Origin of the sequence: Flavilitoribacter nigricans DSM 23189 = NBRC 102662 (genome assembly GCF_002646595.1) — a bacterium.
GTDB classification, from domain to species: domain Bacteria; phylum Bacteroidota; class Bacteroidia; order Chitinophagales; family Saprospiraceae; genus Flavilitoribacter; species Flavilitoribacter nigricans.
The window spans coordinates 155,096-180,551 of record NZ_PDUD01000021.1 but is presented as its reverse complement, the minus strand read 5'-3'; the positions used below and the strand labels follow the sequence as shown (position 1 = coordinate 180,551).

15 protein-coding genes are annotated in these 25,456 nt (G+C 52.2%); 11 read left to right on the top strand and 4 right to left on the bottom strand.

Annotation, left to right across the window (positions count from 1 at the left end; translation table 11 throughout):
- Positions 1–45 precede the first annotated feature (45 nt).
- Complete coding sequence (locus CRP01_RS16065) at positions 46–6,228, top strand: gliding motility-associated C-terminal domain-containing protein (protein ID WP_170110395.1); 6,183 nt, start codon at positions 46–48, stop codon at positions 6,226–6,228.
- Positions 6,229–6,288: 60 nt separating this feature from the next.
- Here the strand turns inward: CRP01_RS16065 and CRP01_RS16060 are convergent, their stop codons facing one another.
- Positions 6,289–6,858, bottom strand: coding sequence for a dihydrofolate reductase family protein (locus CRP01_RS16060; RefSeq protein WP_099151089.1), 570 nt, complete (start codon positions 6,856–6,858; stop codon positions 6,289–6,291).
- A 128-nt stretch (positions 6,859–6,986) separates the two neighbouring features.
- Entirely contained in the window at positions 6,987–7,427 is a 441-nt protein-coding gene (locus CRP01_RS16055) for a hypothetical protein (protein ID WP_099151088.1), read from the bottom strand.
- A 221-nt stretch (positions 7,428–7,648) separates the two neighbouring features.
- Between CRP01_RS16055 and CRP01_RS16050 the strand changes: the two genes are divergently transcribed.
- The 5 genes from CRP01_RS16050 (at position 7,649) to CRP01_RS16030 (ending at position 12,826) form a co-directional block, all read left to right on the top strand.
- Positions 7,649–8,524, top strand: a complete 876-nt coding sequence (locus CRP01_RS16050; protein WP_099151087.1) for a hypothetical protein — start codon at positions 7,649–7,651, stop codon at positions 8,522–8,524.
- Between the two features lie 262 nt (positions 8,525–8,786).
- The gene (locus CRP01_RS16045; RefSeq protein ID WP_099151086.1) at positions 8,787–9,596 is read left to right on the top strand and encodes a hypothetical protein; all 810 of its coding nucleotides are present in this window, start codon (positions 8,787–8,789) and stop codon (positions 9,594–9,596) included.
- Between the two features lies 1 nt (position 9,597).
- The gene (locus tag CRP01_RS16040; protein WP_099151085.1) at positions 9,598–10,197 is read left to right on the top strand and encodes an ABC transporter ATP-binding protein; all 600 of its coding nucleotides are present in this window, start codon (positions 9,598–9,600) and stop codon (positions 10,195–10,197) included.
- Positions 10,194–10,958, top strand: a complete 765-nt coding sequence (locus CRP01_RS16035) for an ABC transporter permease (RefSeq protein WP_143473407.1) — start codon at positions 10,194–10,196, stop codon at positions 10,956–10,958. Before CRP01_RS16040 ends, CRP01_RS16035 begins: the two co-directional genes overlap by 4 nt.
- Complete coding sequence (locus tag CRP01_RS16030) at positions 10,955–12,826, top strand: prolipoprotein diacylglyceryl transferase family protein (RefSeq protein WP_099151083.1); 1,872 nt, start codon at positions 10,955–10,957, stop codon at positions 12,824–12,826. The genes CRP01_RS16035 and CRP01_RS16030 overlap by 4 nt, the downstream gene beginning before the upstream one ends.
- A 61-nt stretch (positions 12,827–12,887) precedes the next feature.
- On the opposite strand, the gene CRP01_RS16025 is transcribed toward CRP01_RS16030, so the two are convergent.
- Complete coding sequence (locus tag CRP01_RS16025; RefSeq protein WP_099151082.1) at positions 12,888–15,599, bottom strand: DUF6797 domain-containing protein; 2,712 nt, start codon at positions 15,597–15,599, stop codon at positions 12,888–12,890.
- A 276-nt stretch (positions 15,600–15,875) separates the two neighbouring features.
- On the opposite strand from CRP01_RS16025, the gene CRP01_RS16020 reads away from it, so the two are divergent.
- The 5 genes from CRP01_RS16020 to CRP01_RS16000 all read left to right on the top strand — a co-directional run bounded on the left by CRP01_RS16020 (position 15,876) and on the right by CRP01_RS16000 (position 23,564).
- The gene (locus CRP01_RS16020) at positions 15,876–16,901 is read left to right on the top strand and encodes a TRAP transporter substrate-binding protein (RefSeq protein WP_099151081.1); all 1,026 of its coding nucleotides are present in this window, start codon (positions 15,876–15,878) and stop codon (positions 16,899–16,901) included.
- A gap of 21 nt (positions 16,902–16,922) precedes the next feature.
- On the top strand, positions 16,923–17,396 hold the full coding sequence (locus tag CRP01_RS16015; protein WP_099151080.1) for a TRAP transporter small permease: 474 nt from the start codon (positions 16,923–16,925) through the stop codon (positions 17,394–17,396).
- 3 nt (positions 17,397–17,399) lie between these two features.
- Positions 17,400–18,701 carry a TRAP transporter large permease gene (locus tag CRP01_RS16010; RefSeq protein ID WP_099151079.1) on the top strand — a complete coding sequence of 434 codons (1,302 nt, stop codon included), beginning with the start codon at positions 17,400–17,402 and terminating at the stop codon, positions 18,699–18,701.
- Between the two features lie 367 nt (positions 18,702–19,068).
- A complete protein-coding gene (locus CRP01_RS16005; RefSeq protein ID WP_099151078.1) occupies positions 19,069–20,133 on the top strand; it encodes a fatty acid desaturase family protein in 1,065 nt (354 codons plus the stop codon).
- A 206-nt stretch (positions 20,134–20,339) separates the two neighbouring features.
- Positions 20,340–23,564 (top strand): fatty acyl-AMP ligase, encoded by a 3,225-nt coding sequence (locus tag CRP01_RS16000; RefSeq protein ID WP_099151077.1) that lies wholly within the window; start codon positions 20,340–20,342, stop codon positions 23,562–23,564.
- Between the two features lie 39 nt (positions 23,565–23,603).
- Here CRP01_RS16000 and CRP01_RS15995 read toward each other — a convergent pair whose 3' ends face one another.
- Positions 23,604–24,914 carry a hypothetical protein gene (locus tag CRP01_RS15995; protein WP_099151076.1) on the bottom strand — a complete coding sequence of 437 codons (1,311 nt, stop codon included), beginning with the start codon at positions 24,912–24,914 and terminating at the stop codon, positions 23,604–23,606.
- Between the last annotated feature and the right edge of the window lie 542 nt (positions 24,915–25,456).

Below are 25,456 nucleotides of genomic sequence, written 5' to 3'. Positions count from 1 at the left end.
ACCCTGTATTACCCCTCGACCATGTTATCTACCACTACATTCCGTATGAGAAACATTCTTTTAACCGCTCTATGTACCCTATTCACAACCGGCCTTACTGCCGCCGATTACTTCTGGATCGGCGGCAGCGGCAACTGGTCGGATATCTCCCACTGGGCGACCAGTTCCGGAGGTATCCTTACCCACGATCAGGTGCCCACTGCGGATGATGATGTTTATTTTGACGGCAATTCCTTTACCGGCCCCGATCAGGTGGTGACCATCAACAACGAGAATATCTTTTGTCGAGCGCTGGATTGGACCGGTGCCACGGGCAATCCCGTTTTGCGCGGAACGGCGGGAAAAGTGATCAATATTTTCGGCAGTCTGCATTTCATTACCGGCATGGTCCTCGATTTTGCGGGAGAATTTCGCTTTCGCTCGGCCAACCCGGACACTCCCGTGCAAACGGCCGATCATTTTCTGGGAAAAAGTGTGGTATTTAACGGCAGTGGCGGCTGGCGACTGGACGGTACCGTGGTGGTGGACAGTGCCATAGTCATGAACGACGGCCATCTGAATACGAACAGCCAGGATCTCACCGCGGATTTTCTGCACATCCGCATTCAGAATAGCGGCAGCCTGACCCTTGGGGATTCCCACATTACCCTCAATGGCCGCAACCAGTACTTTGCCACCAATGACAATCTTTACGCCATTTTCGTTATGGAGGTCCGGGTACATGGCTCCTCCTTTTCCGTTGATCCGGGAAATTCCCTGATCGAATGTACATCGAATGAGGTACAGGTAGATATCGAATCCACGGATCCGCTGATCTTCAACGATTTTTTATTTTCGAATTCTAACGGAGCGGCAGCTCTGGTACAGGGCTACGATCCGGTCAGCTACGGTGAGATCCGCTTCAACAGCAGTGCCCGGGTGGACTTCACCATGAGCGCCGAACACCTGATCCTAACTCCCGGAAAAACTTACGATTTTCTGTCTTCCCACACTTACAATATCCAGCAGATCACGGCCAACGGGAACTGCCTCGGTACGATCACCATTCAGGCCAGGATCGGCAATGACGGACCGACGATCTTCCGGTCGGACGGTGAAGCGATCGAGATTGATTACGTCAATCTGAAAGGTATTACGGCTACCGGAACGTCCAATTACACCGCCAACAACAGTGTGGACCTGGGCGGGAACAGTGGCTGGGTCATCAATGCCCGTTCGGTAAATAATCTGTACTGGGTAGGGGATTCCGGCAACTGGAACGATCCCGCTCACTGGTCGCTGACGAGTGGCGGACCGGGCGGTGCCTGCGTGCCATCCGGTACCGATAATGTGTTTTTTGACGCCAACTCTTTCACCCAGCCGGGCCAGACCGTACGCATCGAGGTAGAGAATGCCTTCTGCCGCGACATAGACTGGTCCGGTGCCCAGTTTTTCCCGCGCCTGGAATCCGATTATGAGCCCTGGCTGCATATCTACGGCTCGATGACCCAGATCAGGGAAATGAATTTCGGTTATCTCGGCCAGGTGCATTTCGAAAGTCCGGAACCGGGAAAGACGATCACTACCGCTAACCACCAGATCAATACGCTCGCCTTCAACGGCCCCGGGGGGCAGTGGACACTCCAGGATAGCTTGAAAGTGGAGACTTATATCGATTTCCAGGCCGGTACCCTGACCACTAACGATCAATACGTGGAGTGTAAAGAGTTCTTCTCCAGCGGAAACAATATCCTCCGGCGGCTGGAGCTGGGTAATTCCCTCTGGGTGATCAAGCATTTTCCCGATGTGGATAAAGACCGCTGGAATGTTAATCTTAACGGCAATTTCGAGTTGGACGCGGGTACTTCTACCATCGAATTCCGGGGGATAAATGGTTTTTTTGAACACCTTGGCCCCAAAACCCTCAATTACCACCGGGTACTCTTCACGCGCAACCGCGGCCATCTGTTGCACTATACTTCCGGCGCGAATATCATCATCGATTCGCTGGAGTTTACGGATGGAGCTTATTTTTCCGATGATTTCACCATCAACACCGTGATCTTCGCCCCCGGCTTCTCCTACTTTTTTGAATCGGGCACCACCCAAAATATCGGTAACATCGCAGCTCCCGGCGACTGCAACGGCCTGATCACCCTGCAGGCGAATTTCGCCGGAAATGCCGCCTTTTTCAATATTCCGAACGACCATAACCTACAATACCTCTCCCTGAAAGACATGCACAATACCGGCGGCGGCCAGCTCACCGCCCAAAACAGTATTGACCTGGGCAACAATCAGGGCTGGACGATCAACGAACTCAGCAGTCGTACCCTCTACTGGGTAGGCGGGAACGGTGACTGGGCCGACCCGGCTCACTGGTCGCTTACCAGCGGTGGCACCGGTGGTGCCTGTATACCCAGCCTGCTCGATGACGTGATCTTCGACACCAACTCTTTTACCGGACCGAACCAGCAGGTAGTCGGACAAAAACTGGATTTCCATTATTGTCACGACATTACCTGGACGGATAATTTGCCCAATCCGACCATTACGCTCAATCAGCTTTACGTCTACGGTTCGGGGCGCTTCTCCGCCAGCATGGTCAATCAGGTCTACGGTTTCCACATGAGTGGTTCCGGAGCCCAGACCCTGCTAACCAATGGGCGATCCTTCCAGGATGTGGTTATCGAAAACGAAGGGGAATGTACCCTGCTGGACGGGCTGTCCGCCAACCAATTACTACTGGAGAGCGGTGCCCTTAATACCAACGACCAGCGCCTGGTACTGGGCAGGTTGGAGATGTTCAATAGCGATAACCTGTTCACTTTAAGTTTAGGAAACTCTACGATCACTATATCCGAGCCCACCGTGGTAGACTTTTATGAGTACTACAGCATCGAAGCACCTTTCGGAAATAATACTGTCATCAACCCCGGTACTTCAATCATAGAACTCCTTCATCCAAACGCGGGAATGCTGTTAAGCGGTGGGCTCCACTTTAACAATGTTGTATTCAGCGGAACGGAAGGCCTGATCAATATCTGCCACCGGGAGAATTCCAGTAACATCAACAATCCCGCCAACTTCAATCTGCTGGAGATCGGTGGCGATGCCAATGTCAAGGGGTACCACAACATCGATAGCCTGTTGCTGGCCCCGGGCAAATCCTATCGCTTCGAACACCACGTGACCCAAACGGTCAATGAATACTTTCTGGTACTCGGCAACAACTGCAATCCGATCGAACTGTTTTCTACCCTACCCGGCGAAAAAGCAACCTTTTCCATGCCGGCCGCGGCTGTGGTCAACGGAGATTTTATCCAGATGCAGGACCAGATCGGTACCGGCGGCGCCTCCTTTTTTGCGGGCTCCCACAGCACGAACATCGGCAATTCCAATCAGGGGTGGATCTTCGACAGTCGGCCGGATTTTGTAGAAGTCGGTTTTTTTGGGAAAGATCGCAGTATCTGTACCGGAGACGTACTGAGTCTGAGCGCCTATAATTACAGTCCGGGAGAAACGTACGAATGGTCAACCGGCAGCTCCGAAGCAGCCATACCGGTAACCGAGGCGGATACGTACTGGGCCCGGGTCACTTTCGGTAACATGTGTCAGATCATCGACAGCATTACCATCAGCACCATTAACCCGGCCACCGTCGACCTCGGGCCGGATGTCGGCATCTGCGAAGACCAAAACCAGTTGCTCGATGCCACCGTCAACGATGCGGGGATAACGTATCGCTGGCAAGACGGCAGTTCCGAACCCACCTTTACCGTCACCCAGGCCGGCACCTATTTTGTACATCTCGACCGGTCGGGTTGTATCAGCTCCGATACCATTGAGCTTTTTGCCCTTCCCACCCCAATGGTTGATCTGGGGCCGGATCAGACTTTATGCGCGGGCGAAACGCTTACCCTCGATGCCACTGCTTCCGCCGCAGCGACCTATAACTGGCAGGACGGCAGTGACCAGCCGCAACTTACCGTGGGCCAGAGCGGCAGCTACGCAGTTTCCGTGACCAGCGATGGTTGCACCGGGCAGGATGAAGTCACGCTGACCTTCACCCCTTTACCGCAGTTCAGCCTCGGACCGGACACCACGCTCTGCAGCGGAGAGACCCTGGCTTTTGATTTTTCCGGTACCGGCGATACCTACCGCTGGCAGGACAACGCCGATACACCCGTCTACAGCATTGATCAGGCCGGACAGTATATGCTGTCCATTACCCGCAATGGCTGCGCTGCCACCGATGCATTGAACGTTAGCGTATCGCAAACACCCACCGTCGATCTCGGACCGGATCTTGCCCTCTGCGAAGGGGAAACCACGACGCTTAATGCACCCACCGGAGCCGGGAATACCTACCGCTGGCAGGATGGCAGCACTACCTCCTTTCTCACCGTTGAACAGTCCGGCAGTTATGCCGTTTCCGTGACCGCCAACGGCTGTACCGGACAGGATGAGATTAGCCTGACCTTTACGCCTTTACCGCAGTTCAGTCTCGGACCGGATACCTCGCTCTGCAGCGGAGAGACCCTGGCTTTCGACTTTTCCGGTGTCGGTGATACCTACCGCTGGCAGGACAATTCCGACGCACCGGCCTATACCATTGATCAGACCGGACAGTATACGCTGGCCATCACCAGCAACGGCTGCGCTGCTACCGATGAAATAAACGTCAATTTTTTTGAAACGCCAACCGTCGACCTCGGACCGGATCTCGCCCTCTGCGAAGGGGAAACCACGACCCTCAATGCGCCAATGGCAGCCGGGAACACCTACCGCTGGCAGGACGGCAGTACCACCTCCTTTCTCACCGTTGACCAGTCCGGCAGTTATGCCGTTTCAGTGACCGCCAACGGCTGTACCGGGCAGGATGAGATCAGCCTGACCTTCACGCCTTTACCACAGTTCAGCCTCGGACCGGATACCACCCTTTGCAGTGGAGAAGCCCTGCTTTTCGACTTTTCCGGTGTCGGTGACACCTACCGCTGGCAAGACAATTCCGACGCACCAGTTTACAACATTGACCGATCCGGGCAGTATGCTCTTTCCATTACCCGCAATGGTTGTTCTACCACCGATGAACTGAACGTCACCGTTTCGCCAACACCCGACGTCGACCTCGGGCCGGACCTTGCACTTTGCGAAGGGGAAACCACTACTTTATTTGCTCCCGGAAATGCGGGCTTCACCTACCGCTGGCAGGATGGTAGTACCCTCTCTTCCTTTACAGTGGATCAATCCGGTGATTACGCCGTTTCGGTGACCGCCGACGGATGTACCGGGCAGGATAATGTCAGCATTACCGTCACTCCGCTGCCCCGTTTTGATCTGGGACCAGACCGGAACCTTTGCCCGGAAGAAACCATTAATTTCGATCTTGGCGGCCTCGGAGACGAATACCGCTGGCAGGACGGCAATACATCGCCCAACTACACCATTACGGAAGGAGGAGCCTATACCCTGGCGCTCAGCGCTGCCGGCTGCCGCTACGCGGATACCGTGGTGATCACCGCCGTGGCCGCGCCGACGGTAGACCTGGGAGCGGATATTTCGATCTGTTCCGGTGAGTCCGCACTGCTGGAAGCCAGTGTCAGCCAAAGTGATGAATTATTCTGGCAGGACGGCAGCATGGGACTTTCCCTGCTGGCCGAACAAACCGGCATTTACTGGCTGGAAGCGACCCTTGGGGACTGCGTTACGCGGGACAGCATTTCTGTAACCATTCAGGAGTCACTCGATCTGGGTCTGGCGGATAGCCTGGTACTCTGCCGGAGCGAAACCATCACGCTGCGTCCGAACATCGGCACCGGATCAATCCGATGGCAGGATGGTTCCACCGATCCGGAATACACCGTGCGTGAGGCCGGCTTGTACACGGCCATAGTGGAACAGGCCGGTTGCGAGACCACGGCCTCCGTTATCGTTAGTTCGTCTTCCTGCGGCCAGATCCAGGTCTTTGTACCCAATGTTTTTTCCCCAAATGAAGATGGCTTGAACGACCTGTTCGTTCCCAATCTGGATCCCGCTTACAACGTCACGAATTACCAGTTGAAGGTATTCAATCGCTGGGGCCGACTCGTGTTCCAGTCTCAATCTCCCGGTTTGGGTTGGGACGGTCGGGACAACGGATTGCCGGCGCCATCTTCGGTCTACGTTTTTATGCTGGAAGTAAGTTTTGAAGAACAAGGTGAGCAGTTCCGGCAGCAATTTGCGGGAGATGTGAGCCTATTGCGTTGACCCGGGCTCAGATTGCGGGCGCGTCGCAGCAATCTGAGTCCGGAAATTGTTTCAACGATCCTAGGACTTTAGTTCGTAACACAAAAGCACGATACCGCAATCGAAGGCGATGCTCTTTTTAAGTTTTAGGGGCTGGCGCTCTTCCATACTTTCGAAGATCGGCATACCGTCGCCGAGTGCTACCGGATTGATCAGCAGGTGAAATTCATCGATGAGGCCCTCTTTGATGAGGGAAGAAACGAACTCGCCACCACCGTAAGCGATGATATCCTGTCCATCCTGTGCCTTAAGTTCCTGAATGGCCTCAACCAGTCCTTTCTTGGCGACCACGGTATTGTCCCAGGTAGATTCGTCCAATTTTCTGGAAAAGACCATCTTGGGCGTTTCGGTGAATTTAATACCGGCAGTATGTTCCGGATTGTCCGGATCTTCCGCAACACTGGCCCAGTGGGGAATGAAGCCCTCGGCAAGATTCCGGCCCAGCACGATGGTATCGATCGGATCGGTAATGGAAGTGACATATTCCTTAAGTTCATCATCCCAGTCGAAGGTCACCCAGTCCATTTCACCGTTCGGTCCGGCGATGTATCCGTCAACCGATATCTGTACTTGCAATTTTAACTTTCTCATGCTATTCGTTTTTTATGCAGTACAAATATGAACGAAATATATGGCTTTCCCCCGGTGGAAAAACGCCTTTGTCGAGGGGGGATTGCGCCAAATAGGTGGTACGGCCGAATTCCTCCGAAAAAAATGCGCTAGGCCGCACCGAAATAACGACGGTAGATCTTTTTTCGGGGATAAAACCCCAGGTAAATAGCAGGATAAAGTAACAGGCTCAGGAACCGGTTGGTACCCCGGAAGGTGATATCATCAATAATACAAGAAGTATCATCCGTAAGTTTGCGCACGAGATGGCGATGTTTCCAGTACCCGAGCGGGAAAGGAAGTTGTACACCTTCGTCCACGAACCAGGCTTCCTTCTCGTTGGAGCCGTGTTCCGTTATTTTGCTGACCCAATCCGCCTGGATCGGGCTCACAAAGCGGATGTGCACGGTATCTCCTTTTTGGGAACCGGTAAATGCTACGATCTCCATTTTTGCTCCTTTCGGTGCAAGGGCTTCGAAAAGCTGCCGGTCAAAGCGGGCCATGACGTCGCGATAGTCTCCTTTTACCGGTGTTTTGAGTTGTATATTCATCGGGCTGGCATTTTGAAATGTACGGCAAACCAGCAGTACAGAATGTTAAAAGGATTTTCGGGAAAGTTGTTCACCAGATATACTCGACGCAAAGTGTTTTGGGAATTTCTTTGACCTGATCACTACCGGAAGTTATCCGGACAGCTGATTTATATCATTGACCTCCCTGAAAGATATCCCTAGTTTTAGAAACAATTCTCCGTTCACTAAAAAGAAGCCCCATGGTTAAGAAAATCGGTGCTCCGGTCCGCAGGGACATTGAAGACAAGTGCATGAAGGATATGCGCTCCCGGGTATTTCAGCACATGCTGAAAACCCGCGGGTGGAAATACCGGGCTTTTTTGCGGTATCTCCGGCTTTTCAAATACGCGGCATTCTCTCCCACCCGGGGAGAATTTCTGGAATCCTATTACACCCTGATGCGTTATCTGGATGATGTAGTGGACGGGGACGCTCCGCTGCCTCCCGAATACCCCGACGAAGCTTCCTACATCCTGCAAAAGATCGAATTTTCGAAGTTGCCCCTCCATCCGGAGGATGAAGTGGATTATCTCATGTGCTACTGTTTTGAGGTGGCGGATCGCTTCGGCGCCGATTTTCGGGAAGAGACCAGTGATATCCTGAATTCCCTGCTATTCGATGCCCGGCGGCGCGGTCACCTGGAGATCTTCCCCCACGAGGAACTGAGCAATCACTTCCACAAAATGGATATCCGGGGTACCATCCGGGCGACCTTGAAAGTCTTTAACGAAGATCCGGATAAGTACCTCTTTCTCGAACCGCTGGGTATGGCCAGCCGGTACCAGTTCGATCTCGAAGATTTTGAGGCAGACATCGCAGCCGGCTACGTGAATATCTCCCGGGAAGAATGCGACCAATGGGGAATTACCCGGGCGCACCTGTACGATAGTTCATCCCTGCCTATCCGGCGCTGGTTTCGCTGGAAGGCGGAAGCCGGATTAGCCCTGCTGGAAGAACACCATCGCCGGTTGCCGCAAGGCCGCTTCTCGCTGCTTTCCCGGGCCACCTTCCCGCTGGTTTACGAAGCCCCGGCGCGGAAACGCTTTATGCAGGTGTTGCGGGAATGCAAGGTTTGATATTGTGAAACTTGAGTAGCCGCAAGCCGGCCTTCCCACAGTTCAACTCATACATTTTGAAAAGGCATTGATCAATACCGGATCAAAAATACCTAAAACCTTAAATCACACTCTGAACATTACCTTCAAAATGCGCAGAGCAGCAGACTAGAAGACCCGGAGGAAAAGAGGAAAGCAATGCCCTCTCCCACTCTCCCCGTCTCCTGGTCACCGAATCGCCTCTACGCTGATTTTTGTCAACTTTGGATTCAATATTTCGCTCATGCCCAAACCAAATTTTTATCTGGATAAATGGTTCCTCGACTTTGTGAGCCCGGAGGGAGAAGCGATGATCTTCTACGCGGCTAAACTCACCTGGCGCGGGCTCACGGTCCCCTACACCAGTTGGCTACATTATACTCCGGAAACGGGCGTTCGGCAAAAATCGCGATACCGCAGTATTCATATGCCGGAAAAGCAAAGTTCGACGATCAGTTGGCAGGACGCCGGCTTTGGCGTAGCTGGCAGTTGGCAGGGACTTGCCGATCCGATAACAGCCAGATTGTTTGAGTCCGAAGAAGGCTATCTCGACTGGCACTGCCTGCAACCGGCTTCCGAGGTACGCCTGCAATGGAACGGCCGCACGATGACGGGCCGCGGCTACGCCGAACAATTGATCATGACGGTCCCCGCCTGGAAAATCCCTATGCACGAACTCCGCTGGGGCCGCTTCGGCGGCGAGTCGGATCAAATGGTATGGATCGAGATCCGGGAAACGGATAAGCGGCAATGGCTCTGGCTCAACGGAAAGCGACAGGATAACTGCAGCATTACGGATGACCGGATCATACTACCAGATCGGGAACTCACTCTGAAAATGGACCAGCAGGCCGTACTGAATGCGGACAAGAATATTTTCACCGTGGTGGAAAAGATGTTGTCTTTTCTACCTGGCTTCAATAAAGCGATGCCGCTCCAGTTCCTGATGGCCGATAATTTCAAGTGGTTAAGCCATAGCCAACTGCTGGCGGGTAAAGACCCCATCGCTACGGGTTTGACGATCCACGAATTTGTAAACTTCAACTCCCGATGATATGCTACTGACCGCCCGGCATATTAGCAAGTCTTTTGGCAGGAAGCACGTCCTGCGGGATATCTCCTTTGAGCTGCAGGCCGGATCGCTGTACGGTATTGTCGGCGAAAACGGATCGGGAAAAAGCACTCTGCTCAAGATAATCGTGGGCGCCTGGGAAGCCGATAGCGGCACCATAAGCCTAAACGGCAAGCTCGGCTACTGCCCCCAGGAAGCACTGCTTTTCCCACTGCTCACCGTAGCCGAACACTTCCGGTATTTTGCGGCAGCTTACGGCATCCCCAAAGACATTATGAAAAAACGCGCCGACCACCTGCTGGATCATTTCAATTTTAAAAAATACGAAAAAGAAAAGGTCGCCAATCTGAGTGGTGGCACGCAACAAAAGCTCAACCTCACGCTGGCCCTCCTTCCCGAACCGGATCTGCTGGTACTCGATGAGCCCTACAATGGATTTGACTGGGATACCTATCTGCGATTTTGGGAATATACCGGGCAACTGCGGCAACAAGGCTGTGCGGTACTCGTGGTCACGCACCTACTCAGTGAACGGGAGCGATTCGACCGGATCTATGACCTGAAAAACGGACAACTGATGTGAAAAGCCGAAGGATCTACATAGGAATTTCCATGGTACTCCGGGCGCTGGTACGCCGGAAGATCGTATTCATACTGATGCTGGTCATACCCGCCGTATTTTTGGGCGTGGTGGAATTTACCACTTCGGAGCGGATCTTGCCGTTCCGGCTCGCCTCTCTCGATGAGGAGACCTTCATTGAGATCAGCGAAAAGCGGATCTCCTTCATTTTTTTTGCCGTGGCATCCGCCGGGTTCTTAGTCGCTTTTCTGGCCCTGAATCTCATCCAGAAAGGAAGAGGCGTCAATAAACGCCTGGTCATTTGCGGCTACCACCCGCTCGAATTACTGATCGCCATACTCGGAGCACTGGCATTCATGATCGTTGGTATCGCCCTTTATATCGGATTGCTGACCCATACCTTTTATCCCGTCGAGCATCTTCCTGCTTTTATATTCAGCCTGATGCTCATCGGTCTGGTATACGGTTGTTACGGACTGGCGGCGGGCAGTTTGATCCGTGGAGAACTGGAAGGGATTCTGCTGATCGTGCTCCTGGTTAATATCGACGTCGGCTGGCTACAGAATCCCCTCTTTTACGCGGAAGCCCAGAATCAGATTATCATCCGGTTCCTGCCGGCTTATTATCCCGCGCAGAGTGCTATTATTACCTCCTTTACGGATTATTCCCCCGCCAGTGCAAATATTTACAGCATTGGATACGGAGCCATTTTTCTGCTCATTTCCATGCTGATCTTTTTCCACGAAATGCGAGTTAAGTCATGAAAACATCAAACAATCACTTCGCCGGTAAACTGCTTTACGCCCTGTTATTTTTGCTGGTTATTCCCCTTGGGTTGTGGTTTTGGGCCGGAGCTACCGAAGATCTAATCGGATTTCCCGCCGTGCAATCCACTGCCGGCGGATGGATACTGATGGGGGCCGGAGTCGGTCTGATGCTCTGGGCCATGGCTGCCCTGAAAATTCGCGGAGAAGGACTGCCAATGAATGCCTATCCACCCAAAAAATTCGTCCGGAGTGGCCCATATCGCTTGTTTCGCCATCCTATTTATTGGGGATTTGCCTTCTTTTTGATCGGGCTATTCCTCTATACAGGGTCGGCCAGTGGATTGTGGCTGGTCACGCCCATCAGTATCCTCAGTATGATCGCTTTGGTAACCGGCTACGAAGCGCTGGACCTGCGGGTCCGATTCCCGGGGCAATCCATTCGTACGGTACTCGCCCTACTCGCAGCAGGGCCGGAGCGACCGCAGCTTCGTGACCGCCTGGCGAGTCTGTTCTGGGTGGGTTCACTTTGGCTGGTAGTCAATACGATCCTCCATTTATTACTCAGTCATTCGCCTTCGCTTTTCGATCTTTCTATTCTTGTACCTACACTCCCTCAGGCCGCCTATTACCTGAGTATTTTCCTGGTACTGCTGGTACCTTTCCTCCTGACCAGCCGGACCCAGCTTCGGGTCTGGAGCGTTTCAGCGCTGCTGGGCCTGGCGCTATACCTCTATGTTAGTCTGGTCTTTCCCAGGATCGGCACGCGTTTATTAGAACCGGGCAGTACAAGCTGGCTGGCCATGCCGCTGTTTCTGCTCCTGCTTTCCATACGGCCGCTATTCCAGCGATCCAGAACAGCGGGCTGGTTAATGGCTGTGGTCGTACTGGCATTAGTCGTAACCCGACTGACCGTCAGTCCGTGGATACTGTTGCAATTAGCGGTCCATAGCGGGATCTACCTGCTGGCCACCAATGCCGACCGAATCTGGCAATTTTTGAGAATGGAGGCCGAGCTGGTGGCCAATTCCTGGCAGGAGTGGGTATTCGGCAAGATCCGGGTGATCAACCACGGTTTCTATGTCGGTTTCGGTGCTTTTTTCGGTATCCTGCTGGCCGGCATCCTCGCCGGTGCCGCCTACGCCTGGGGCATTCTGGCTTTTACCTTTACCGTGATCGTATTTTCCGCGCTCTGGGCGCAACTGATCGAAGGATCCGAAAAACTGAAGCGACCGTTTGGTTACTACGGAGCTCTGGTGGGTATTATTTTCGGTAGTCTGCTCGTACGCCTTTTGGGATTCAACGGCTGGGTGATCATCGGAACGGTATCCGTGGTGATGCCCTGGGTCCAGGCTATCGGTCGTTTGCGCTGCCTGGTCAATGGCTGCTGCCACGGTCATCCGGTAGACAACCCGGAAGTAGGTATCCGCTATTTTCACGAGCGAAGCCGGGTATGTGGGATCTCCGGACTGAAGGGAGAGCTGCTCCACCCCACTCCGCTTTACGCCATACTCTGGCTTTTTCTGGTCGGTTTCATCCTGCTGGGGCTCTGGAACCATCATTATTCCGCACCCTTCATTTTTGGCCTTTATCTCATCCTGACCGGATTGGGTCGCTTCGTGGAAGAAGCGTATCGGGGTGAAGTACAAACGCCCATCCTGCGGGGATTGCGATTGTATCAGTGGACGGCAATATTGTCCGTGCTTATCGGGATCGGTTTCACCCTGATTACAGTTGAACCGTTCTTCCTGCGGCCGGATTTTTCCTGGAATACAGTACTCGCCGCAGCTCTGGGCGGACTTTTCACCGCTTTTGCCATGGGTGTTGATTTTCCGTATTCCAATGCACGTTTCTCGCGCCTGGTGTAATTAGTGCCTTGGGAACTAAGTCCTGCACACCCCAAGTATACGAAACTTAATGCCCAAAAAACTAGATCGACTGATCGCCGGCCTTGCCAAGCTCATAGATGGTGTTCTGAATAGCGCCTTCTACTTTTTTGCCATCGGTCGATTTCAGTTGGTATTTTATTTCCATCACCCAGGTCGGCTCGATGTCCGGGAGGGAAATGGTGAGTTGTTTACCATTTCCCGCCAGGCGCATCGATTCGATGGATAATTCCCGGACGTTGTAGCGTTTTGAACCGTAATTGTGGCTTCGCTTCAGATCCCATACCGTTATCTGAAAATTGCCGGCATTTTCGGCGGAAGCCTTATCCAGCGGATCCGAAAAGGTAAGCTCCATACCGGTTTCGGTAGCCGCCATAGCCACCGGTAGGTGAAGCGGCTGCCCCGTATATCGCACCCGGTACAGCCCTCCCACCTGGATCATTTGATTGGTGGCCCAGGCCGACATTCCGCAGCCGTAGAACTGACCGTCTTCCGGATTGAAGCGTCCCCGCATCAAACCCGTAGGGAATTGCGGAACCGGCAATTCGACGATGCCGCCCTGCCGGGTATTCCCCACCTGCTGGGGCAATACTGCAAACATTTTACCGTAACCGTAGGATAAACTAAGCAGGCTGCCGCTCAATGGGCCCCACTTTTCACTCTCCGCCCACAGGAGTTCGGCCGGAGAGCGGTCGTATTTACTGTCAATCCAGCACAGCGGCTGGATCATTGCGGCGTCCGAAGTATCAGCCGGGGCGCCGTAGCCGTACATATTGCCATAAAAGCCCCCTTCTTCCACCCAGTTGATGCGGTTCATCGGATTCCAGTAGCCTTCCTGATCGGTCACGATGAAGGAACCATCCGGGTTGAGACAAACCCCATTGGCCGCCCGGAAGCCGTGGGCAATGATATCGGAAGTCTGCCCATCCGGGCTCACCCGGATCAGGGTGCCGTGTTGCGGGATCAGCGCCGTACGGGCGTGCCGGCCACTTTTGGCGTAGTAGAAATTACCGGCCTCATCCACCTGCAATCCCATGGCGAATTCGTGAAAATGCTCTGTCACCTGATGGTCGCTGTTGAAGCTTCGGTAATAATCCGTTTCTCCATCGCCGTTCAGGTCCTCCAGTACTGCGATCTGGTCCCGGCAGCTCACGTAGATCTTACCTTGGTGGTATTTGATGCCCAATGGCTGGAACAAACCGGTGGCGATACGGTGCCATTTGATCAGGCCTTCCTTTTGGGTGATGCCTTCCAGGCGCCACACCTCGCCGTCGATCGTCGAAACCACCGCCTGATCGGGATCATCCAGAAAATCGATACCCGTAGGACGCATGCGACTCTTCCAGGGGTTTTCTAAAGGCAAAACGAATACATCTTCCACATAGGCTGCGTCGTCTTCCGCCCGGAGGATCGGGCTGCTCAGTACCTCCGGATAATGCGTTGGTCCACCCTGGGTATACTGCTGCAGGTCCTCCGGGCCGGTCGGGTTAGAAAGCGCTTCCAGGCCGGATGCATTCGGAGTCAGCAATAATTTGACTTTCGCAGGCTGCCCCGCTTTTAATTGTAACTGGTGATAGCCATCCTTTTCCACCAGTTCCCCGTCGCCAAGCAGCCGTACCGCCGTTCCGGCGGGGGCGACCCTCATCTTCAGAGGGCGGTCGGAAGTGGCAACGTTCAACGTCCGGCTGATGACCGGATTTTCGCCATTGGCTTCCAGGTCGTAAGTTTCCAGGATCTCAGCCTCACCTACGGTATATTGGATCACGACCCGATCTCCGTGGTAGTACAAACCTTTGTAATGGGCCCATTCGCGGGGCAGGGGGCCAAAAGGCCGGCCGTCGACCGCTACGAAGCGGGGATCGTCAAAATTTCCGGCTTCGGGGTCGGCCCAGCCCGGGGTGATCGGATTTTCGATCCGCACCTGGCCGACTGTCCGGGGAAAAATATTATGGCGGTCATTCAGCAGGATATCTTCGTAGTCAATGAATCCCTCGCCGGTCCAGAAACCGGTGAACCGCAACAGATCGTGATCAAATAATACAAATGCATTACCGGCCGCTATGCCTCCTTCGCCGGGATCCAGCCGAATGGCGATGCCCTTGTAGGCGAAGTTGACATCGCGAAAATCTTCGTTGGGCAGGGGACTGCGACCGCCGGAGATGCCCCGTTCCGGATCACCGGTGCTGGACAGATCATAAGTCCGCATTAAAAAGTTGCCGTAATCCATGTCCGCCCAGGGATGGTAAGGCTGGGGATCCGGCCCGAGCGTATCTCCGACCGGCAGGCTATCCAGCCAGCTCTCCGTAATCTCAAAATATTGATCCGGATTCTGCTCTTTCATGAATTCCTCCCGGATGAAGTGGATCACCTCGTACTTTTCCCGCGGAGTCAGTCGCACCTGGGGCGGCATCAGACCGAAACCTTTGGTCAGCGTCTGGTACATTGCGTAGGGATCCGATCCATTTTTCAGCTTATCGCTCCAGAATTTGGCCGCCGTGGGCATGGAACCGGGCTGCTCTTCGTTGCCGTGGCAATTGAAACATACCGTACGGTAAGTGACCATACCTTTGTGGTAAAACTCCTCGGTCCAGTTGGCCATCAGCCCCCGGTGATCCAGTTGGGCTTCGTAATCCGGCAGATCGCCGTCTTCCAGCAGGTAGGCCGCCGGCATGGCATTTTCTTCCGATGAAGTTTGGTTATTCTGACTACAGGAAATCAAAAAAAGAAGGCTAGAAATAAAAAGCAGGTAACGCATGCGGTGTTGAGTTTCCTAAATATAGAAAATCCTGTTGCAGATAAGAAGATGCGCCGCAGATTGTTTTTCCGGCCATCCGGGTATCCCTCCCAGGCGCTCCGAAAAAATCCCGGTTTTCAGCCGACGGTGATGGCCGGGCGGATGATCCACTCAAATTCTACAATATTTCTCTTATCTTAACCACTACACAGCGGGCCGAGAACGCTTAACTCTTTTGCACGCTGGAAAAGCAAGACACATGTCCCGAACGTTCGAAAAACTGGAGACCGACCGACTATGAAATCTCTTTCTCCACTGTATAAAACCATTATTGTCTGCAGCCTGACCCTGGTGTTTGCGCTGTCCTTTGTCGCATTTGCCCGCTACCGCCCGGACCACAATACTATTGTGTTGCACGGAGCTTCCCAATTTGACGATTCTCATTCCTACACCCGGGCCCTGGTGCGCTTTAGCGAGCTGGTAGCGTCCTATTACACCGGGCCGGAAAAGCTGGAATTCGTCTTGCACAAAAACAGCGAACTGGGTACGGAAAAAGAGTATTTTAGCTACATGAATATCGGAGCGGTGGTAGATTTTGCCATTACTTCTCCTTCGCACGGTTCGACCTTCTCCCGCATGATCACCATTATGGATGTTCCTTTTCTGTTTCAGGATACGGAGCATTACCTCGCTGCCATGGAATCGGATGTTTTTGCCGATCTGGAACAGCAGCTTTACGATCGGGCCGACGTCCGCATCCTCGGGTATGGTGGTGGAGAAAAGCGGCACATTTTCGGTCGCAGGCCCGTACGCAACCTGGAAGAGCTGCAGGGTTTCGATATGCGGGTGATGGGATCGCCCATCCAGTCGCGGATGTTTTCCGCCCTCGGCGCCTACCCTACCGTCATTAGCGGTGATGAAGTTTACAACGCCATCCAGACGGGAGTGATCTCCGGCGCGGAGAATTCGGCTACGGCCCTGGATTATTTCAAATGGTACGAAGTGGCCCAGGATGTTTCCTTAACTGCCGTATCTATTATCGTACGGCCGTTGCTCTTCAGCGGCAAGCGATTTCGGGCGCTACCGGCCGGGCTCCAGGATGCCATCCTCAAAGCGGGACGGGAGGCGATGCAGTTTGAACGGGAACTGGAAATTGCCATTGACGATCCACTCATGCAGCAACTGGCGGCCGATGGAAAAGTCCGTTTACACGAATTCGCAAATCGGGATACGTTACTGAAACTGGCGGCTCCCGTTAAGGCCGCCTACGCCCGGGAGGTCGGAGCATCGGCTATCCTCGATGCCATAAATGCCTTGAAGTAAGCTTACCATAAAAACAGTGCTATGGCTCATTTCATCGATCGATATTTCAAACTCCTGCAGGGACTGCTGACCATCATGCTGTGCGTCCTGGTCGTACCCGTACTGATCCAGGTATTGTCCCGTTTCCTGCCGTTTATCCCCCGCTACATCTGGACCGAAGAAATTGCCCGCTTTGCCTTCATCTGGATTATTCTGATCGGTTCCAGTATCGCCGTGCGGGATCAGTCGCACTTTCACGTAGACATCCTGCCGAAGTTTTCGCCAAAAACGGAGCATAACCTGCGCGTCATTCTGCTGATGCTCATGCTACTGTTGGCGATTGTTTTTGTGGCCGGAGGATTTCAGTTCGCACTGTTCGGTCTCACCCAGTCTTCGGAGATATCCGGTCTGCCGATGCTAACCATTTATATCGCCTGGCCACTGGCCGGACTGAGCTGGATGTTATTTTTGGTAGAACAGATCTACCAGCATTTTAATCACCAAGAGAAATCCTGAGCCGTGGGTCCCATAGAAGTTGCCGTTATTTTAATGAGTCTGTTCATCGTTCTGGTCCTGTTGCGGGTGCCGGTTTCCTTTGCACTTGGGCTGGCCACCGTGCCGATCTTTCTCATGCACGACCGCTTGACGGTCACGCTGCTGTTTACCGAGATGTTCCGGGCTTACAATTCCTTTCTACTACTGGCGGTCCCCTTTTTCCTGCTGGCCGCCAATCTGATGAATCGCGCCGGCATTACCGACCGATTGATGAATTTCGCTAAGGCCATCGTCGGTCATTTGCCGGGTGGGCTCGGCCACGTCAATATCACGGTAAGTATGCTTTTTGCCGGCATTTCCGGATCTTCGACGGCGGACTCCGCGGGCATCGGAGCCATTATGATCCCCGCCATGAAAAAGGAAGGGTACGATGCCTCCCTGGCCGTTACGGTGACCGCCTGTTCTTCCGTGATGGGGGTGATCATACCACCCAGCGTCCTGATGATCATCTGGGGCGGGGTCATGTCGGTTTCCATTGGGGGATTATTCCTGGCGGGCATCATTCCGGGTATTGCCATCGGTCTGTCCATGATGGCTACCGTCTATGTCTACGCCCGGCGTCGGAACTATCCGCGCTATCCGCTGGCCGGTTGGCGGGCTTTTTTCAATAGTGCCGGCAGCGCCCTGCTGGCGCTGTTCACGCCTATCATTATTGTAGGTGGGATCTCCGGCGGTTTCTTTACGCCGACGGAAGCTTCACTGGCCGCAGTGCTCTATTCCCTGCTGCTGGGGGGACTGATATACCGAAAACTGGACCTGAAAGCCCTGAAGGAAGTATTTTACGAATCCGCCCGTTTTTCCGCTATTGCGCTGTTCGCAGTGGGCACCGCTTCGGCCTTTGCCTTCCTCTTAGCCTTTTTTAAGGTCCCGGAAGCCATCGTGAGCCAGTTGCAGGATCTGTCACTGGGATTTATCGGCACCGGCATGGTGATCGCCGCAGCCTTTCTGCTGATCGGGATGTTCATTGACGCCATTCCGGCCATTATTATTCTGGGAACAGTACTCTGGCCGGTAGCGGAAGCGGCCGGTTATCATCCCATCCATTTTGCCATCATTGGGGTAGTTGCCCTGGCTTTCGGCCTGGTCACTCCTCCCTACGGGCTTTGTCTGCTGATCAGTTGTTCTCTGGGCAACATCCGGGTAGCCGATGCGCTCAGGGATGTCGTGATCATGTTGGTACCCATGCTTATTGTGCTGTTGCTGATCGTTTTATTACCCGACCTTATTTTATGGCTGCCGCGTTTGCTCATGCCTGAGTTTTTCTAAAAAATAATTTCAAATAAAGGCGCTTCTGGCAGGAATCGGTTCTGCGTTGCCGCTGTTCTCCCCCGCTGATCCGGCCCAAATGGGCCTTCCTGGCGGAGAAAATCTCTGGCATTCTGCTATTTTTTTACAAAAAAAATTTCCTGTTTTACGGCTACGTCCTGCTATCTTCGTCAGCTCAATTAAACTATGGGGGCCACCGTATTACTAATAATTTTTACCTTGTGGTGAACTCTCGTGGAATAATAGCCGAAAATTGTCAGTACGACTTAGATCTGTAACCGGGTAGTGATATTGCTTGCGCTCCTACTAACAATTGGCTGCGATTCCTGAGAAAGGGTTCCTATTAACAAGCAAAATCCAAGGATTCATGGAAATTTCTCCGTCCCAGATCAAGGATCAACGGGAGTTTAAGGAAGTGTTATTCGAACGTTTAAATAACTTTTTCAAGGAAAATCAACGCTCCAGAAAAGCCAACTGGGAAATGAACCTAAAGGTTAGCCTGGCCCTGGTCTGGTGGATCGGCAGTTACCTGCTGCTTTTCGTGCTGGAGCTAAATTTCTGGCAATTTTTTCTACTCTATGTTTTTATGGGATTGGGTCAGATCTTTATGTTCCTCAATATCGCCCACGACGCCAATCACAACGCTATTTCCAACAACCGGATGGTTAACAAGATACTGAGCTATGTACTGGATGCCTGTGGGATCAGCTCTTATATGTGGCGGGTAATGCACAACAAAGGGCACCATTCGGTGATGAATATCCACGGCGAGGACGAGGGCATATTTGCGCACGGTATTTTCCGTTTCACGCCGCACGCTCCCTGGCGAAAAATGCACCGTTACCAGCATATCTACGTCTTTTTCATGTACTGGATCACTACTATGGATTTCCTTTTTGTCAAAGACCTGGAATATCTGCTGTTAAAAAACAACAAACACGTGCAGGACACCAAGATCCCTACCAGCGAATACATAGTGATCATCGGCAGTAAGATCTTTTATCTGTTCTACATGATCGCCCTGCCGGTAATGTTGCTCGGATTTTCCGTGTGGCAGGTACTCCTGGTATTCGTGGTCACGCATTTTATTATGGGCATGATCGCGGCCTGGATCATCCAGATCGCCCATTTGCTCGACATCAATGAATTCCCCGAAAGCCGTAACGAACTCGACTTTGTTGATCATATTTTTGCTACCACCACGGATTATGCCACCCGTAGCCGGGTAGCCAACGTGATCTGCGGAGGGCTCAATCATCACGTGGTCCACCATCTCTTTCCACATGTAGCTCATACGCATTACCCACCTCTAACCAAAATTGTAAAAGCAACTGCAGAAGAATATGGGGTCGACTACCGGGAAAACCCGTCTATGTATCAGGCCATCGTGCATCATCTGAAACTGTTGAAAAAGTTAGGAAAACCGGCTTAAGACTTTTGCCGCATCCCGTTAGCCCGTCATATCGGAAGTCATCCAGGATCATGAAGATCCGTCAGCACGGGGAATGACGAGTTCCCCGTCCAGCCCTCATGGCCATTGCGCCTGGGCAACTGGAAGATCCGAGGCCGGGCCAGAACCAATGAATGCTAAAATGTCTAGAACCAATTAATTAACGAGACCAGTTTTAAAAAAGTCCAATGAAGTCTGTTATCAAAAGATTCAATGAGTGGGTTGATAAAAACCCGGAACAACGTTTATTCGCATTTCTTGACGTTAATGGGAATATCAAGGAGGACTATACCTACCAGGAATTTGAGGATAGATCCAAAATCATAGCTGCACACCTGATGTCTGAATTTAAATTCAAGCAAAACGACCGGGTGTTACTGGCCTACCCTCCGGGTATCGAGATGATCTGTGCTTTTTTCGCCTGTGTGCGTAGCGGGCTAATTCCCGTGCCGACCTATCCTCCGAGTAGCCTGGGGTACCAGTCCTCCATGTCCAAAATGGATTTTATCGCGGCGGATTGCGGGGCAGTGGGCGTGCTTACCAGTCAGGATTATTACTGGTCACTCAAACTGAACCTTAACCGAAATAACGTCAGGGAAAAGAACCGCCTGTCCCAGATCACCTGGGTAAATACCAGTGAGATCTCGAGCATTTCCGTACCGGATATTCCCGAGCGGCAGGCCGATATTCTGTTCCTGCAGTATACGTCCGGATCCACCAGCAGCCCCAAAGGCGTGATGGTATCCCACGAAAATATTATCTACAACGGCGATATCGTGATCGATCACTATCCCATTACCGGCGTGTCCTGGCTACCCCAGTACCACGATATGGGCCTGATCGGCTACTACCTGTTCCTAGCGATCAAGGGAGGTACCAATTACGGCTTCTCCCCTATCGACTTTATCCGCAAACCGTCACTGTGGCTCGAGACCATCAGTAAATACCGGGGAACGGCGTCTTCCGCGCCTAATTTCGCTTACGAATACTGCCTCCAACCTGGCAAACTTACGGAAGAGACCCTCAACGATCTGGACCTGAGCTGTCTGCGTTCGTTGATGACCGCAGCCGAGCCGGTAGATGTCTCCACCTACCAGCGGTTCCTCGAGTTCTTCAAGCCGTATGGACTTGATCCGCAATATTATTTTACGGCCTACGGTCTGGCGGAAAACACGCTGGCCCTGTCCAATCACGGTCGCAAATTCATTGCCGTCAACCGGCAGGAATTGCAGGAAAACCGTTTGCTACTGGCCAGCCCGGGACAGAACGGTCATACGACCTCGTCCATCATGAGCTGCGGCAAACCGCTCGGAGACCACCAGGTCAGGATCGTAGATCCGGAAAGTTGTACGGACCTGGGAGCAGACGCCATCGGTGAAATCTGGGTGTCCGGCCCTTCCAAATGTCTGGGTTACTGGAATAAACCGACCCTGACCAAGGAAACCTTTGAAGCGGAAATCCCCGGAGACGCATCGGGCCAGCAATTCCTGCGCACCGGCGACCTGGGCCTGCTCCACGAAGGAGAAGTCTACGTTTGTGGCCGACTCAAGGATATGATCATTATCCGCGGACTGAACTACTACCCACAGGATGTGGAGAAGATCGTGGAAAAGACCAGCAAGGAGATCCGGGAAGGTTATGTGGCGGCCTTCGGCCTGAAGGAGAACGGGGAAGAGCATTTGATCGTGGTAGTCGGAATCAAGAGCAAAAGCAAAATACCCGATCCGTTTAAGATCTCGGAAGAGATCCGGAAGAAGCTGAATATTTTACCGCACACGATCACCTTTGTGCCCAATAAGATCATTCCCCGCACTTCTTCCGGCAAGATCATGCGCCGGAAAGCGAAGCAGCTCTGGATGGAAGATGGGCTGCAGGTGATTAAGAATTGTGTATTGATCCACGAATCCGAAGCAAGGTCCAACGGGAAGGCCGCTTCTCCCTTCGATGAGATCAAACACAAGTACGGTTTCACCGGCGAAGAAACCTTCTCCCTGGTTTCCGCCCTCGACTCACTGGATCTGGTGCTCCTGCTGAATGACCTCAAGGAACTGCTCAAAAAGAGTGGTGCACCAAAAATGGCCAAGGAGATCGATACCCGGCTGTTGCAGGAGATCAGCGTTTCCGAGTTTTTTGATCTGATCGAGCAATTCGATACGTCTTCGCTGGTGGCGATCCACCGCCTGAAAAATATCATTTCCAAGCTCCAGAGCGAGCATAAGGATGCGGAGCAGCGACAGATGCTACGGGATGTCAAGCTCAATTTCAAACCCGAATCGGTACCGCCGGCCTCCAATTACAAGCCAACGGGTAAGATCCTTCTGACGGGAGGTACGGGCTTTTTGGGGCCATTCATCCTAAAGAGTCTGCTCGAACAAACCGACGATGATATATATGTGCTGGTCAGAAGTGAAAATGATCAGAAGGGCCGGGAGCGATTGATCGAAGGTATGAAACTGGCCGGGATCTATGAGCTATGCCAGGGCGAATTTGAAGATCGGGTAATTGCCGTGCGGGGAGATATGAATAAAGCGCGGCTGGGAATGGACGAGAAAAGATGGAAATACCTCACCGAAAATATCCACGCCATTTACAACAACGGCGCTTTGGTGAACTACCTCTTCAATTACGAAAAAATGAAGGGGACCAATGTAAGCGGGACCAATGAGGTGATCAAATTTGCGTTTGCCGGCATTCCGAAAATTCTGAACCACGTCTCTACGACCTTTATTTTCGGCTGGGCCGTCAAGGACGTACTGTACGAGACTGATACCAACGATTCGCTCGACCTGCTGGACTTCGGCTACAGCCAAACCAAGTGGGTGTCCGAGGAGATCGTAAAGGATGCGATGAAATACGGCCTCCAGGCCAGGATATTCCGCCCCGCACTGATCACACCTTCCGTACACGGCGGTGGTAACAACTTTGATATCTCGATCCGCCTGCTGGCCTTTATGATCAACCACGGTATCGGCGTCGATACCAACAACCAGGTCAGTTTCACTCCGGTAGATGTTGTGGGCAATAATATCGTCGCTATTTCTGCACTGCCGGATACGATCAATAAGACGTTCCACATTGTCCGTGATAACTACAACAATATGATGGACATCACGGATATCATTTCAAAGCTGACGGATCAGGAATTCAATAATTTGAAACTTCCGCAATTCGTCCCGCAGATCGTAGATCGCTGTACCAAAGATGACCTGTTGTTCCCATTGCTTGACTTCCTGATCCGCTCTGTGGAAAACATCTCGGCGATGGAACTGAAACTATACAGCAATCAGGAATATCAGGAAGCCCGGAATAGATCAAAGCACGGGGCACCGGATCCGTCACTGGAAGAAACGGTGCGCGGGATGCTTCTGTTCATGCAGCGCAAGGAAGTTATTAACGTGAAGATGAAAGTATAAGGACGGTCGGTCGTCCCTGGCCGGCAGCAGATTTACCGGTCAGGGACGAAAGGCGGTTTTATAGGGCAGGTCGCTGGTTTGGCATTCAAAACAGGCGATCAGCGCATCCGGCAGCTCCATATCGTCGATAGCGGACAATTTTTCCGTATTGAAACTTCGGCTATCGATGAGCTGCTTGAATTGTTTGGCGTAGTCAATCAGATGATTTCTACGGGCGATTATTTTTTGCTTAATGGCTTCTCCGTCCAGTTGGTACAGTTCAATCGGCCATTTTCTGAGTGCAGCTTCAATTTTTTCGTCGGTCAAAATCTGCTGCAAGTGAGTCGCTTCTCCTACAAATACCGTTTCATCCGTATTCAGTAAGAAATACGTATCCATCTTTTTCACCAGGCCTTCCAGGTAGTCAATGTTTTCCTCGAAAGGACGCAAATTGGGAGTAACGCTTTTATAAGTGATAATACTGGGGATGATCCCGCTAACCTTGTAAAAGGCATTATCCCGGTCACCGGCAATGGGAATGGCCGTTAGTACGGAGCTGTCTTTTTTCAGGGCCCAGCCCCATTGTTTGTTGTGGCGGTCCCAGTCTCCGATCAGAAAGTCCAGCAGGCGGGCCCGCACCAGCGCCGGTTTATCGATCTGAAGGCGTTCCCGCAATTCCATTTTAAGTTCTACCAGGTCGTCAATCTCCACGATCTGATCTACTTCCGGTATGCGGGTCCAGTTTCGCTCGCCCTCCGTTTCGTATTCCAGGAGGAAAAGCCGGTTGCCGTAAGCGGTATTCAAAGTATCCAGGCGGTCTTGCTGCGGTACAAAAACGACCCGCGGATGCGTGTGCAATACCCCGGCATCTTCGGCCAGCGCCGCTGCTACAATGGCACCGTACGGATGCTGGGCGGAAATACCGTCGATAACGATGTTTTCCAGTCCGAGCTGACGCAGAAATTCCGGCACATATTTACTGGGATCTTTATTAACACTCCTAAGGGTATAAAGCGTACCCTCCGGATCTTCTACTTTTAAAGAACGGGTCTGTGTCCCTCCTCCTACATCCACCACATCCAGATCAATAGCGGGATCGTCCAGCCACAGCACGGGCACTTTGATCGGCTGGCTCCAGGCCTGCCGGTAATGATCACCCTGCATCACATTTTTGAACGGATTGCCCTGGTAGAGGTGCGAAGCCGCTACCAACACCGAATCATGGCTTTTGAAATCAATGGCGGAAAGGTCTTCGGCCTCCGGAATAACGCACTGGGAAACCGTTGCTTTTGTACCCGAAACGGACAGGTAGCAAAAAGCAATAAAGAATAGGATTGCAAAAAATACGGCTAGTACTATCTTTTTAAGCATTGGAGGATATAAATGGTCTTATTTTAAAAACTGGATTTGGGGGGGTGCTGTTCGGTGAGGATGATGGGATTATCGATATCGAAAAGTTTCAGGAAAAGCCTTTTGTTTCCTGTATTCCATAAGTGTTGAGCGGTATGGCTTCATTGGGAATGGTCTTCTTCTCTCCTTTCAACTCTGCCAAGACGCGACTTGATTTTGCGAATTATGGCAATATCCACACCGTATCCAGATCTATTCTCTGCGGCTGTTACCCAGCATCGTTCATATTATCTACAGGATATGCATAAAATAGCCTGATTTTTGTGCATATCTTGAGAACATGCACGATTTTTTTAATTTTTTGTGCACGTTGGTATTCTTATTTTAACTTGAGGTACAGCCTTATGTTTATTAGTCCTTTCTTTACCAGAAATAATTACTAGCAATAAATCACACTCCAAATCACATATGAAAAACATTACTATACCGTACTGGAAAAAATTTGAAGATCTCGAGAGAAAATTCTCCCACTGGAATTTCCAAAGGATGATTTGGAACAAAGA